Raw genomic sequence first — 12,870 nt, 5'->3', positions numbered from 1 at the left:
CGGTGCCCCGCAGGGTCACCGGGGGCGTCGTCGTCGCTGCCGGACGAACGGCCGCGCGGGTGCCTCAGCGGGCGCCCGCCCGGTCCTCGTCCGGGCGGTCGCAGACGCCGGTGCGGTCCGCGGCCGGTGCGGCGGCCTGGCGCACGACGCGGGCCCGGGGCGGGACGCCGGTGTCCGGGCGGGCGCGGCCCCGGTGCACCCGATCGCGCAGCCGGGAACCCACGTGCGCGCCCCACAGGACCCACAGGGCCCGGCCCGGCGCCCGGTCGTCCCGCGCGTGCCAGGCCAGCTCCCGGCCCCCGCGGCCCTCGCGGGCCGGGCGCAGCGCGCTCAGCGGCGCGTAGTTCTCCACCACGAACGCCCGCCCCGGCCGCGGCGCCCCCTGCGGCAGCGGCCGGTGCGTCAGGTCCAGGTGCAGGGCCCGTACGACGTCCAGCCCCGCGGTGTCGGCGAAGAGGCGGAACTGGGCGCCGGGGCGCGGGTTGAAGTCGAGCAGGTGATAGCGGCCGGTCGTGCCGCAGCGGCGGAAGTCGAGGTCCAGGACGCCCCGGTAACCCAGCTCGGCCACGACCCGCTCCGCGAGCGCCCGCACCGCCGGGTTCGGCGCCCAGCGGCCCACCGCCGTCAGCCCGGCCCCGCGCGGCCTGGCCCGCGTCTTGCGGCCGGGCCCGCCCGCCCGGACCGTGCCCGAGCGGTCGGCGTACCCGTGGAAGAACCAGTCCCGGTCCGGCCCCGGCGGCAGGAACGCCTGCAGCAGCAGCCGGCTGCCGGCCTCCGCGGCCCGCTCGTACAGTTCCCCGGCCTCCCGCGCCGAGCGCACCAGCACCGTGCTGCGCAGCCCGCCGCCCGGCGGCACCAGCCAGGGCCGGCTCCACTTCGCCACCACCGGCAGGCCCAGCCGCCACGCGGCACGCGCCGCCTGCGCCGCGCCGTCCGGGACGACGGTCTCGGGGTGCGGCAGGCCCAGGGACGCGCACACCCCGGCCAGTTCGGCCTTGTCGGCCACGCGCTCCGCCAGCCCGTCCGGCTGGTCCGGCAGCAGGAACGCGGGCGCCAGTTCCGCCCGCGCCCGGCCCACCGCCACGGCGCACGCGTCGTCCATCGGGACCAGTACGGCGGGGCGGGCGATCCGCGCGGCGACGCGGCGCAGCACCACCGCGATCTCGGCGGGGGACGCGCCGGGCGGCGGCGGGGTGTGCAGCGCGCTCAGGTAGCGGGAGGCGCCGACCGGGCTGCCGGCGCAGTCGGCGACCACGTGCACGTCCACCCCCGCGCGGCCGAGCGAACGCACGGCACCCAGCGTTCCGTGGTGAAAGGGGTTCCGGTCGGTCCGCAGCACGACGGCGGGGACCCGGGTGTCGAACAGCGACACGGGAGACTTCCTTCGATTCGGGTTTGTTCGAGCGACGGCCGGGACGATTCACCGGAGCGGGCGATCGCCGCACTCGAAAGCCGTAACGGCGGTGGCGTGACGGCACTTCATATGACTGAGTGTCAGTAATGGAGACCAGACCGGACCACAGAACCAAGGAGGCCGGCATGGCCGTACGGCAGTCACGGGCCCGGTCCGGGCGGAGGACCGCGCACGTCGCGGCGGCGGCGATCGCGACGGCGGCGCTCCTGGCCGCGGGTCCCGGTGTCGCCGCCGGCGAACCGGCCGCACCCGAGCCCGGGCCGGGCGCCCAGTCCGCCCCCGCCTTCGGCGCCTACCTGGACTACGGCCCGCGCGGCGTGGCCCGGATGGCGGAGCTGAGCCACTGGCTGGGCGGCGCCGAACTGCGCGTCGGCCACACCTATCTGCCCGGCGACCGCTGGAGCAACATCGAGGGCGCCCCCGGCTTCCTCGACGTGTGGGCCGACTGGCGCACCCGCAAGGCCGACCGGATGCTCGTCCTCAACGTGCCGATGATGGAGCGCAACGAGGAGCACGTCGGTGACGGCGAGGTGCGGGCACTGCTGCGCCAGGGCGCCGCCGGGCGCTTCGACCACCACTTCCGCGCCCTCGCCGAACGGCTCGTCGCCCTCAAGGTGCCGGACACGGTGCTGGTACTGGGCTGGGAGATGAACGGCATCACCTACACCCACCGCTGCGGCCCGGACCCCGAGGCCTGGAAGGCGTACTGGAACCGGATCGTCACCACCATGCGCGCGGTGCCCGGCCAGAAGTTCCGGTTCGACTTCGCGCCGAGCCGCGGCCGGGACGCCGTGCCGTGGACGCAGTGCTACCCGGGGGACTCCACCGTCGACATCATCGGCATGGACTCCTACGACCAGCCGCGCGGCATGCCCTTCGACGAGCAGGTGAAGGAGCCCTACGGCCTCCAGGCCCACGTCGACTTCGCCAAGGCGCACGGCAAGCCCGTCTCGTACCCGGAGTGGGGACTGTTCCGCAACGGCGACAACGCCACGTACATGCGGCGCATGCTCGCCTGGATGGACGAGCACCGGCCGGTGTACAACACGGTCACCGACTACTGCCCGCACGGCGTCTGGCAGTGCGACGACAATCCCCGCTCCACCGCCGTCTACCGGTCCGTGCTCTACGGCCGCACCGACACACCGGAGGAGCCGGGCACCCCCACCCCCACCCCCACCGCGCCGCCCGTGCCCCCGGCGCCGTCCACCACGCCCGAACCCCCGGCCGACTGCTCGCCGCTGGAGCTGGGCGACTGGGTGGAGCACTGGCTCGGCGGGAAACTGTGCCTGCGCCTGGACTGGTACGCGCGCAACGAGTAGCGGTGCGCGGCGGAGGTGGTCACGGTGCCGGTCAGGTGGTGCCGGCACCGTCGTCCTCCCTCCGCCGTGCCCGACGCAGCAGCTCCTTGCCCCGCCGCCGCGCGGCCGCGTCGCACAGGGCCGCCGCGAGCAGCGGGGCCGTGCGGCGGCGGGCCAGCAGCAGCCGCTGGTTCGGCACCGGGTCGGGGCGCCAGCGGTGCTTGTAGGGCTCGTCGCCCCGCAGCAGGCTCAGCGTGGAGCGCCCCGGCGCGCGGGCGTACCCGGCGCACGCGTCCAGCAGCATCACCGCGACGTCCGCCTTCCGTTCCCGCAGCAGGGGATGGGCGCCGTACAGGTAGCCGCCCGCCAGTCCGCGGGACAGCAGCGTCATGTCCACGGCCACCACCTCGTCGTCCATCCGGAACTCGGTGACCACCGCGTCCCCGGACCGCACCATCGGCCCCGCCGCCCGCACCAGGTGCTCGCGGAAGCGGGGGCGCAGGTGCTCGCCGGTCACCTGCCGTCCCCGCCACTGCAGCCGGTGCAGTTCGAGGAGGCGCCGTACCGCCGTGTCCGCCTCGTCGGGCAGGACCGGCCGGCTCTTGACGCCGAGCGCGTCCAGCCGCCGCAGCTGGGCGCGGACCCGCTGCCGGGCCTTGGCCGAGGGCAGCCGGGCGACCAGTTCGTCCAGCGGCAGGGCGGGCAGTTCCAGGCAGAGGGAGTCGGCCAGCCGGCGCCGGGGCCCGCGCCAGCACGCGTAGACCCGTTCGGCGGCGGCGCCCGGCCGTACCTCGCGCAGGTCGACCAGCGCGGTGCGGGCCGCCGCCGCGAGCCCCGCCGTGAGCGCGGTGGCGGCGTCCGGGCCGCGCCCGTCGTCCAGCAGGACGTCCCCGTAGTCCGAGATCGCCCCGCCCAGCGGCACCAGCGCCGGCACCGGGCGCCGTACGAGCATCAGCGGGGCGGCGGCGACCAGTTCACGCCCGTCGCGGGCCAGCACCACCCGCAGCCGGCCGGGCGGGCCGTACGAACGCCACCAGGAGTGCAGCCAGGCGTGGCTCTGGAACGGGGTGGCGGCGGCGCACCGGCCGTACAGCCGGTCCCACTCGGGGGCCAGCGCGGCGAAGACGGCCTCGTCGGTGACCAGTTCGACGGTGTGTCCGGGCGGCAGCGCGCGCGGCCCAGGCTGCCCCGGGTACGTCACAGCGGCCCGCGTCCGTCGGCCGCCGACGCCGGTCCGGGCACGGCCGCCGCCGTACGGCCGGGCTCCCGGTCGGTGCGGCGCGGCCGGACCAGCAGGGCGAGGCCGCCCAGCAGACCCCCCGCGCTCGCGCCCACCAGGCCGGTCAGGGCGGGGGACGGCGAGGACGACTCGGCGGGCTCGGTGGCCCGGGCGAACTGGCGCAGCTCCACGCGGGTGTCGTCGGCGGAGTCCGCCGCGTGCCGGGTCAGGGCGCGGGCCACGGCGTTGGCCATGTCGGCGGCCTGTTCCGGGTCGGCGGAGGTTGCCGTCACCGAGACCATCGGTGCGTCCGGCGAGGTCGCGGTGCGCACCCCGCGCTCCAGCGTCGCCACCGGCACGTGGGCCCACATCTGCGCGTCCGCGAGCACCGCGAGCTGGGTGGCGACCCGGCCGTAGGCCTGTGCGAAGCCCAGCGCGGAGGCGGGGTCGGACCCCTCGGCGGGGACGGCGACGACGTAACTGGTCGCCGTGTACTGCGGGGTGGCGAGCAGGCCGTACCCGGTGCCGAGCAGCCCGCCCGCGAGGACACCGGCCGCGAGCGGGGACCAGGCGGGCAGGGAGCGCAGGCGGCGCAGAAAGCGGCGCCCGGCGCCGCGCAGGGCGGTCCGGGCGCGGTCCCGGGGTGCGGGCGGGGCGGGCTCGGGGGCCGTCGCGGGTCCGGCCGGGGACTGGGTGAGGGGCTCGGTCATGCGGAACTGACTCCCTGGGATGCCGGGGACGGGGGCAGGGGATGCGTGAGCGTGGTCGCGTACACGTCCATCAGCCGGGCGGCGCTGCGGGTGACGCAGTAGTGCCGGGCCGCCTCGGGCGCGGTGCGCGTGCCGGGGACCGGGCCGCCGGAGGCACGGGTCTCGGCGAGGGCGCGCGCGAACTCCCCGGCGCCGCCGCCGATCCGCCGTGCCCCGGGCGCGGACCCGGGCGGCAGGTCCTCGATCGCCGGGCAGGAGGCGTACAGCACCGGCAGCCCGGACGCGAGCCCCTCCACGGCGGCCAGGCCGAAGGCCTCCTCCGGCGACGGCGAGGCGAGGACGTCCATCGCGGCGGTGAGCGCGGGCAGGTCGGGGCCGGGGGAGCCGTCGGGCAGGTAGGGGCGCTCGCCGGTGAGCAGCACGCGGTCGGCGACCCCGGCCTCGCGGGCGGTGCGGCGCAGCAGGTGCTCCTCGGGCCCGCCGCCGACCAGCAGCAGCCAGCAGTCCGGCGGCAGCAGGGCCAGGGCGCGGACCAGTACGTCGAAGCGCTTGGCCGCCGCCAGCCGGCCGATGCCCCCGACGACGTACGCGCCCTCGGGCAGGCCGAGGCGGCGCCGGGTGCGCAGCCGCCGGACCGGGTCGAAACGGAAGCGGTCCAGGTCGATGCCGTTGGGGACGACCTCGATGCGGGGCGCGGGCACCCCCCAGCGCCGCAGCCGGTCGGCGACGGTGGGGGAGACGGCGACCGTCGCGCTGCCGAGGCGTTCCCCGGCCAGGTACAGGGCCCGCACGGCCGGGGTGAGGGGGCGGCCCTCCATCTGGGAGTCGCCGAGGGAGTGTTCGGTGGCGACGACCGCGCGCACCCCGGCCAGGCGGGCCGCGACGCGGCCGTAGAGGCAGGCGCGGTAGAGGTGGGTGTGCACGAGGTCGTAGCCGCCGGTGCGGATGAGGCGGGCCAGGCGGGGCAGCGCGGCCAGGTCGCGGTTGCCGGTCATGCCGAGGTGGACGACGTGCACGCCGTCGGCCAGCAGGCCCTCGGCGACCGGGCCGGGGTTGGTGAGGGTCACGACGTCGCAGTCGACGGGCAGGTGCCGCAGCAGCAGCCGCAGTTGCTGCTCGGCGCCGCCGACCCCGAGACCGGTGATGATGTGCAGGGCCTTCACGTCCGCCACCTCACACCCCGGCCGCGGCCCGGCGGCGCAGGCGGTGCAGCCGCGTCTTCAACAGCAGCCGTACGGGGGTGTCCCGCTGGCCCACGTGCACGCGGGGCAGCGCGTACGGGCCGGTCAGCGGGCCGGGGTCGATGGCGCAGGCGTAGCCGTACCCGGCGGCGCGCACGGCGTCGGCGGCGCGGGCGTCGACCGTGCCGTACGGGTAGCAGAAGCCGGTGACCGGGGCGCCGGTCAGCTCCGCGAGCCGCGCCCTGCTCCCGGCGGTCTCGGCGGCCAGCGTGGCGGCGTCCGCCGTGGTGAGGTCGGTGTGGGTGAGACCGTGCGAGCCGATCTCGATCCCCTCGGCGGCGGCGCGGCGGATGCCGTCGGCGCTCAGCAGCGGCTTGCGCGGGCCCAGCGGGTCCCACGCGTTGTCGCCGCCGAGCCGCCCCGGCAGCACGAAGAGGGTCGCCCCGCAGCCCCAGCGGCGCAGGCACGGCAGCGCGTGCTCGACGAAGTCGGCGTACCCGTCGTCGAAGGTCAGCCCCACCAGGTCCCGGCCGGCGCCCCGGGCACGGGCGGCCAGCAGCTCGGCGACCGGCACCCCGCGCAGCCCGCGCCGCCGCAGCCAGCCGAGCTGCGCGTCCAGCCTGCCGGGCGTGACGGTGATGCGGTACGGGTCGTCCGAGCAGTCGCCGACCGAGTGGTACATCGCGATCCAGGGGACGGTGGCGGGGCGGACGTCAGCGGTCGTTGCGGAAGGGAAACCGGAAGCGTGAACGGCCATGCGGGTGCCTTTGCGTGACGGGGTGGAGGACGGAGCGGACGGAGCGGACGGGGCGGGCCGCCCTCGGGTCCCGGGCGGGGCCCCGGACGCCCAGGGCCAGGCAGAGGACGACGAAGACACCGCCGACGGTGGCGGCGCCGACGGCCAGCGACAGGGCGGCCGACGGGGTCCCGGCGCCGGTGACCGGGCCGGCGGCCAGGGAGCCCGCGCATGTCGCCACGGCCGCCGCCAGCACCGGCCGGCCCAGGTCGGCCAGGACCCGCCGGACACGCACCGGCACGCTGCGCGGGCCCATTCCGGCGAGCAGCAGGGCGGCGGTGACGGTGATGCCGGCGGCGTTGGCGGCGGCGATGCCGCTCACGCCCCACGGGCCCACCGCCGAGGCGCCGGCGACGGCGGTGACGACGACACCGGCGGCCATCGCGGCGAACGGGTACCAGGAGGCGCGGCCCGCCGAGAAGTAGGAGCGGGACAGCGCGCCCACCACGGTCTGCCCGAGCAGTCCGAGCGCGTACACGCGCATGACACCGGCGGTCGCCACCGTGTCGTCCGCCGTGAACGCGCCGCGCTGGAAGAGCAGGTGGACGATCTGCGGCGCGCAGGCGACGACGGTGGCCGCGCCGAGCAGCACCAGGCAGGCCGCCAGCGCCACGTCCCGCTCGACCCGGTCGCGGGCCCGCTCCGTGTCGCCGTCGGCCAGCGCGCGGGCCACCACCGGGAAGGTGACCGTGCACAGCATCAGCGAGAGCGTCATCGGGATCTGGGCGACCTTCTGCGCGTAGTTCAGGTGCGAGATGGCCCCGGAGGGGAGGCCGGAGGCCAGGAAGCGTTCGATGAGGACCTGGGACTGACGGCACAGCGCGAACAGCAGGACGGTGGCGAACAGGGCGAGGGCGACCGGCCGGGCGGGCCCGTCGTCGGGCACCGTCGCGGCCCGGCCGCCCTCCCGGCGCCGCAGCCGGCGCAGCAGGGACGGCAGTTGGGCCGCCACCATCAGGAACCCGCCCACCGCGACCCCGGCCGCCGCCGAGCGCACGCCCCAGCGCCCGCCGAGCACGTACATCACCGCGACGATGCCGGTGTTGTAGGCGACGTAGATCGCCGCCGGTGCCGAGAACCGCCGGTGCGCCCGCAGCGCCGCGCTGCAGTACCCGGCGAGCCCGAAACTGACGACGCAGGTGGCGGTGAGCCGGGTGCAGTCCACGGCGAGGTCCTGGTCGGGCAGCCCCGGCGCCAGGGCCCGCACCAGCACCGGCGCGGCCACCGCGACCAGGGCACCGGCCGCGGCGAAGGCCGCCGCCAGCCGGGGCAGCGTCGAGGCGACCAGCGCGCGCACCGGGTCCCCGCTCACGCCCCGGGCGCGTCGGGCCAGGGCCAGGCTGAACATCGGGACCAGTGCGAAGGCCAGCCCGTCCTCGATGAGCAGCGTCGCCGCGAACTCCGGGACCGTCCACGCCACCAGGAACGCGTCCGTCCCGCCCCCGGCCCCGAACAGCCGCGCCAGCGCCTGGTCCCGCACCAGCCCGAGCACCGACCCGGCGACCGACAGCACGGCGGTGACCAGCGCGGCCCGCGCCAGGAAACGCCCCGAGGACCGGCCCTCGGCGGAGGGCGCGGATTCCGGGCGCGGGGTGGCCGGGGTGGCCGGGGCGGCGGGGAGCCGGGCCGGCGGTGCGGCGGTTCCGGCCGGGGCGCGGGTGCCGGCCGGACCCGGGCCGGGAGCCGTGCCCGTTCCGTGTGCCGGGCGTCGAGCCGCGACCGGACGGCCCGCGCAGCGCGTGCAGGCCGTGGTTGTGGCGTGCGGCGTGGTGGCCGCGGTGGCGGAGGACCGCGGCGGCGGGTTGCTGCCTCCCGGTCCGTCGAGGGTGCCGCTTGCGGGGGGTGTGCCCGGTCCGTCGAGGGTGCCGCTTGCGGGGGGTGTGCCCGGTCCGTCGAGGGTGCCGCTTGCGGGGGGTGTGCCCGGTCCGTCGAGGGTGCCGCTTGCGAGGGGTGTGCCCGGTCTGTCGAGGGTGCCGCTTGCGGGGGGTGCGTCCCGTCCGTCGAGGGTGCCGCTTCCGGGAGGCGTGCCCGGTCCGTCGCCCGTGCGCGGTGGGGTCGTCGTCACCGCCGGGACACCTCCCGCGCGGCGGGGCTCAGCGCCCACCAGGACGCCAGCCCGAAGCACACCGCCGTCAGGACGGTCGACGGACCGCCGATGTCGGCGTACGCGAAGTCGGTCAGCTGCCACACCAGCAGGCCGCAGGCGACGAACGCGCAGTCCGGCACCGCCCCCCGCGCGCGCCGCACGGCGTGCAGCCGGCGCAGTCCCAGCACGAGCAGCGCCAGCCAGCTCCCGGCGAGCGCGAGGAGCCCGAGCAGCCCCTGCTCGGCCAGCACCAGCAGGTACATGTTGTGCGGGGACAGCAGCGGCTGCCTGCGGTAGGCGGCCCCCGCGCCGTCCGTCTCGCTGCCCGAGGACAGCGCCAACGAGGCGTGCGCGTCCCGGTGTTCGGGAAAGCCCTTCAGACCCACGCCGGTCAGCGGGTGCTCGCGCCACATGCCGGCCGCCGCCGCCCACATCGTGTAGCGGTCGGTCACCGACTGGTCGGGCGCGTCGGCGACCTCCGTGATGCTGCCGACCCGCTCCTGCAGCATCGCCGTGCCGACGCCGAACCCGCCCACCAGCACCAGCGCCGCCGCGACCAGGGCCGCCCCCACCGCCAGCGCCCTGCGCACCCCGGCGAGCACCAACTGCGCCGCGCACGTCACCGCCGTGGCGATCCACGCCCCGCGGCTGAACGACACGGCCAGCGGCAGCAGCAGGACGAGCGCGCACCCGGCGGCGAGCAGACGGTGCCGCGACGGCGTCCTCCCCAGCGCCAGCCCGGCCGCGCAGACCAGCCCCAGGGAGACCACGGTCGCCATCCCCATCACGTCCTGCGGCCCGAAGGTGCCCACGGCCCGGACCGTCTCCCCCTGGTAGGAGGCGCCGGTCCCGGTGACGTACTGGTGGACGCCGACCGCCCCCTGCCACACCGCCAGCCCCACCATCGACCAGGCGAGCAGCCGTACGTCGGCCCGGTCGCGGACGAGCAGCAGGACGGCGGCGGGGACCAGCACGAAGACCTGGAGGTAGCGGCCGAGTCCGGCCAGTCCCGATCCGGGCGTCACCGCGCCCACCGCCGCGACGGCCAGCCCGAGCACGGGCAGGCCGAGGACCACGGCCGCCGTACGGGACAGCGGGCGCCGCCGCGCCCGCACCAGCCGCAGCGCGCAGTACAGCACCGCCAGCGCGGAGACCGCGTCGGCCGGGTGCGCGCCGCCCCCGTCGTCCGGGGCGAAGGGCAGCGCGAGCAGCGCGACGACGGCGACCAGGGCCAGCACCGGCGGCAGCCGCCGTGCGCGCGCCGCCGGCCGGAGGGGCAGGGCGTGGGCCACCTGGGGTCAGCTCCCCGTGGGACGCACGAGCGCGGCGGCCGTGCGCAGCAGGATGCACACGTCCCGCCACAGCGACCAGTCGTCGATGTACGCGTTGTCGAAGCGGGCCCGGTCCTCGATGGAGGTGTCCCCGCGCAGCCCGTTGATCTGGGCCAGGCCCGTGAGCCCGGCCGGCATCCGGTGGCGGGCGGCGTAACCGGGGTAGGTCTGGCTGAACCGGGCCACGAAGTACGGGCGTTCGGGACGCGGGCCGACCAGGCTCATGTCGCCCCGGAAGACGTTCCACAACTGCGGCAGCTCGTCCAGCGAGGTGCGCCGCAGGAAGCGGCAGAACCACGGCATCCGGCGCTCGTCCGCCACGCTCCACCGGGTCGCCGACTCGTGCTCGTCGGCCGGCCGGTGGGTGCGGAACTTCAGCAGGGTGAAGGGCCGGCCGCCCTCCCCGACGCGCTCCTGCCGGAACAGCACACCGGGGCCGCCCACCACCCGCAGCACCGCCGCGCAGGCCGGCAGCAGGGGGCTCAGCAGCAGCAACAGCACCCCCGACACGGCCACGTCCAGCGCCCGCTTGCCCGCGCCGCCCGGCGGCCGGGGCGCCGGTTCCAGACGCCGGCACGGGAAGGCGGCGATCCGGTCCCCGGCCGGGTACGCGGGGGCGTGCGCGGGCGTTTCGGCGTCCAGCTCCCACACCGCGCAGCCCGACTCCGCCAGCGACCGCAGCAGCGCCGCCTGCCGGGGCCGTACGGAGGGGTCCACGGCCAGGACGTCCCGGACGCCGTTCTGCACGACCGCCCGCCGCACCTCCTCGCCCGTGGACAGCACCGGCAGGCCCGTGGTGCCGCCCGGGTCGTCGGCGACGATCCCGACGGGCCGCACCCCGCAGCGCGGGTGGCGCAGCAGCGCCGAGGCCACCCGTTGCGCGGTGGCGGCGGGGCCGACCACGAGGGCGGCGCGGGGACGGTTCAGCAGCGCCGCCCGGTGTCTGCGGTGCACGACGGCCCGGCCGGCGCAGCCCGTCACCACGTGCAGCAGGAAGCCCGCCACCAGGGCACGCGCGGACAGCGCGTACGACGGGACGTACGCCGCGACGAGCGCCGCCAGCACCAGCCACACCACCGCGATCCGGCCGCACAGGGCGGGCAGTTCGTCGAGTGCGCCGGACGGCCGCCGGTCCGGGCGCGGCCGGGGGCGCAGCAGCAGCGAGGCGGCCACCAGCAGGGCCGTGAGCACACCTTGGTGCGGGGCACCGGTGAGGACCACGGAGCCCGGCAGGGCCGCCGCGGCGTCCGCGACGAGCAGCGGCAGCGGGGAGCCCGGCCTCGGCGCGGGACGCCCGGAGGGCAGGCGGGGACCTCCGGCGCCGTCGCGCGGCGGCAGGACCGCCACGGGGGAGGAGCCGAGGCCGTGCGACTCGCCGGCGGGGGAGGGGACGGTGCTTTCCGCGGTCACTGGTGGGTGGACTCCCTGCACTCGATGGGCACGACGGCCGACCGGCCCGCGGCTGCGGGCCCGTCGCCGGGGAGGGGATGCGGTACGGCGGACGGACCGGGGCGCGCCGCGGCCCCCGGCCCCGCGCCGGCCGTGGGCCGTACGCCGTCGAGGAGGGCCTCGTACAGGGCCTCGACCGCCGCGGCCGTGTGCCGTACGTCGTGTGCGGACCGGACGTGCGCACGCCCCCGGCGGCCGAGCGAGGCGCGCAGCGGCGCGTCGAGCAGCAGCGCGGCGACGGCGCCGGCGAGCGCCGCCGGGTCCCCGGGCGGCACCAGGCAGTGCGGCACGAGCGCGGGCGGCAGGCCCTCGCGGGCACCGTCGACGTCGCTCACCACCACGGCCCGGCCGCAGGCCATCGCCTCCAGCGGGGCCAGTGCCATGCCCTCCCAGCGCGAGGGCAGGACGACCAGGTCGGCGGCCCGGTACCAGACGGCGGCGTCGGGGGCGGGTCCCGCGAGCAGCACGGACGCCGGGGACCGCGCGGCCAGCCGGGCGCGGTCCGGGCCGTCGCCGACGAGGACCAGCCGGGCGCCGGGCACCCGGGCCAGGACGGACTCCCACGCGTCCAGCAGGACGTCCTGTCCCTTCTGCCGGCACAGCCGCCCCACGCAGACCACCAGCGGGGCGCGTGCGGCGACGCCGTGCCGCCGCCGCACCCCGTCCGGGTCCTCGGGACCGTCCGCGGGGGCGTCCGCGGGCGGGGCGGCGTCGAAGCGGGCGGGGTCGATGCCGTTCGGGACCACCGCCCAGGGGCCGCGCAGACCGGCCCGCACACCCCGCATCCGTTCCGCCTCGCTCACGCACACCGTTCGCGCCGTCCACCGCGCCGCCCACCGCTCCCAGCCGAGCGCGAGGAGCCCCGGGGCGGCGCCGACCGCCTCGAACGACCAGGCGTGCGGCTGGAACACGGTCGGGATCCGGCCCCGTACGGCGAGCCGTCCCGCGAGACCGGCCTTCGCGCTGTGCGCGTGCACCAGGTCGGGCCGTACCTCCTCGACGACGCGGACGAGGCGCCGCACCTCCGCCACCACCGACGGACCAGGCGAGCGCGTCGCGGGCCAGTCGCGCACGTCGGCCCCCAGCGCCCGCAGCCGGTCGGCGAGACCCCCGCCGGGACAGGCGACGGCGACGCGGAAACCGGCGGCGAGCTGAGCGCGCGTCAGGTCCGTCACCACCCGGGCGACCCCGCCGTCCACCGGTTGGGTGAGGTGCAGAACCCGTGGCCGGGAACCGGTCGGTGGCAGGTGCATGCGCGTTTCCTCGCTCACGGAGATGGCTCGGGACGGGCGGGAACGCGCCCGGCCGCGGGGCGCCGGCCGCGACGCGGCATACGGGTGCGTCGAATGGTGGGACTCTAGCTGCTATCCGTACTAATACGGT

At 77.6% G+C, this 12,870-nt stretch carries 10 protein-coding genes; 1 reads left to right on the top strand and 9 read right to left on the bottom strand.

Going from position 1 to position 12,870, the window contains the following annotated elements:
* Positions 1 to 64: 64 nt before the first annotated feature.
* Positions 65 to 1,372, bottom strand: coding sequence for a carboxylate--amine ligase (locus tag Sdi02f_RS24255; RefSeq protein WP_108934009.1), 1,308 nt, complete (start codon positions 1,370 to 1,372; stop codon positions 65 to 67).
* A 167-nt stretch (positions 1,373 to 1,539) separates the two neighbouring features.
* On the opposite strand from Sdi02f_RS24255, the gene Sdi02f_RS24250 reads away from it, so the two are divergent.
* Positions 1,540 to 2,736 carry a glycoside hydrolase family 26 protein gene (locus Sdi02f_RS24250; protein WP_031084106.1) on the top strand — a complete coding sequence of 399 codons (1,197 nt, stop codon included), beginning with the start codon at positions 1,540 to 1,542 and terminating at the stop codon, positions 2,734 to 2,736.
* Between the two features lie 31 nt (positions 2,737 to 2,767).
* Here Sdi02f_RS24250 and Sdi02f_RS24245 read toward each other — a convergent pair whose 3' ends face one another.
* Genes Sdi02f_RS24245 through Sdi02f_RS24210 form a run of 8 tightly spaced genes read right to left on the bottom strand, consistent with a single transcriptional unit; the run spans position 2,768 to position 12,740 of the window.
* Positions 2,768 to 3,916, bottom strand: coding sequence for a GNAT family N-acetyltransferase (locus Sdi02f_RS24245; protein WP_108934008.1), 1,149 nt, complete (start codon positions 3,914 to 3,916; stop codon positions 2,768 to 2,770).
* Positions 3,913 to 4,644 (bottom strand): YveK family protein, encoded by a 732-nt coding sequence (locus Sdi02f_RS24240; RefSeq protein ID WP_107064049.1) that lies wholly within the window; start codon positions 4,642 to 4,644, stop codon positions 3,913 to 3,915. Before Sdi02f_RS24240 ends, Sdi02f_RS24245 begins: the two co-directional genes overlap by 4 nt.
* Entirely contained in the window at positions 4,641 to 5,807 is a 1,167-nt protein-coding gene (locus tag Sdi02f_RS24235) for a glycosyltransferase (RefSeq protein ID WP_031084103.1), read from the bottom strand. The genes Sdi02f_RS24240 and Sdi02f_RS24235 overlap by 4 nt, the downstream gene beginning before the upstream one ends.
* A 10-nt stretch (positions 5,808 to 5,817) precedes the next feature.
* Positions 5,818 to 6,507, bottom strand: coding sequence for a polysaccharide deacetylase family protein (locus Sdi02f_RS24230; protein WP_055467666.1), 690 nt, complete (start codon positions 6,505 to 6,507; stop codon positions 5,818 to 5,820).
* Positions 6,508 to 6,538: 31 nt separating this feature from the next.
* Positions 6,539 to 8,686 (bottom strand): murein biosynthesis integral membrane protein MurJ, encoded by a 2,148-nt coding sequence (murJ, locus tag Sdi02f_RS24225; protein ID WP_438363747.1) that lies wholly within the window; start codon positions 8,684 to 8,686, stop codon positions 6,539 to 6,541.
* Positions 8,683 to 9,999 carry an O-antigen ligase family protein gene (locus tag Sdi02f_RS24220; protein ID WP_031184540.1) on the bottom strand — a complete coding sequence of 439 codons (1,317 nt, stop codon included), beginning with the start codon at positions 9,997 to 9,999 and terminating at the stop codon, positions 8,683 to 8,685. The genes murJ and Sdi02f_RS24220 overlap by 4 nt, the downstream gene beginning before the upstream one ends.
* Before the next feature lie 6 nt (positions 10,000 to 10,005).
* The gene (locus Sdi02f_RS24215; protein WP_031084097.1) at positions 10,006 to 11,448 is read right to left on the bottom strand and encodes a sugar transferase; all 1,443 of its coding nucleotides are present in this window, start codon (positions 11,446 to 11,448) and stop codon (positions 10,006 to 10,008) included.
* The gene (locus Sdi02f_RS24210; RefSeq protein WP_108934007.1) at positions 11,445 to 12,740 is read right to left on the bottom strand and encodes a glycosyltransferase; all 1,296 of its coding nucleotides are present in this window, start codon (positions 12,738 to 12,740) and stop codon (positions 11,445 to 11,447) included. The genes Sdi02f_RS24215 and Sdi02f_RS24210 overlap by 4 nt, the downstream gene beginning before the upstream one ends.
* Between the last annotated feature and the right edge of the window lie 130 nt (positions 12,741 to 12,870).

The organism is Streptomyces ardesiacus, from assembly GCF_003112575.1.
GTDB lineage: Bacteria > Actinomycetota > Actinomycetes > Streptomycetales > Streptomycetaceae > Streptomyces > Streptomyces ardesiacus.
Note: the sequence above shows the minus strand (reverse complement) of the source record. Positions and strands in the feature narration are given on the sequence as shown.

Coding starts and splice junctions, on each gene's coding strand:
- Sdi02f_RS24250 (WP_031084106.1), top strand. CDS start 1,540: ATGGCCGTACGGCAGTCACGGGCCCGGTCCGGGCGGAGGACCGCGCAC.
- Sdi02f_RS24240 (WP_107064049.1), bottom strand. CDS start 4,644: ATGACCGAGCCCCTCACCCAGTCCCCGGCCGGACCCGCGACGGCCCCC.
- Sdi02f_RS24230 (WP_055467666.1), bottom strand. CDS start 6,507: ATGTACCACTCGGTCGGCGACTGCTCGGACGACCCGTACCGCATCACC.
- Sdi02f_RS24210 (WP_108934007.1), bottom strand. CDS start 12,740: ATGCACCTGCCACCGACCGGTTCCCGGCCACGGGTTCTGCACCTCACC.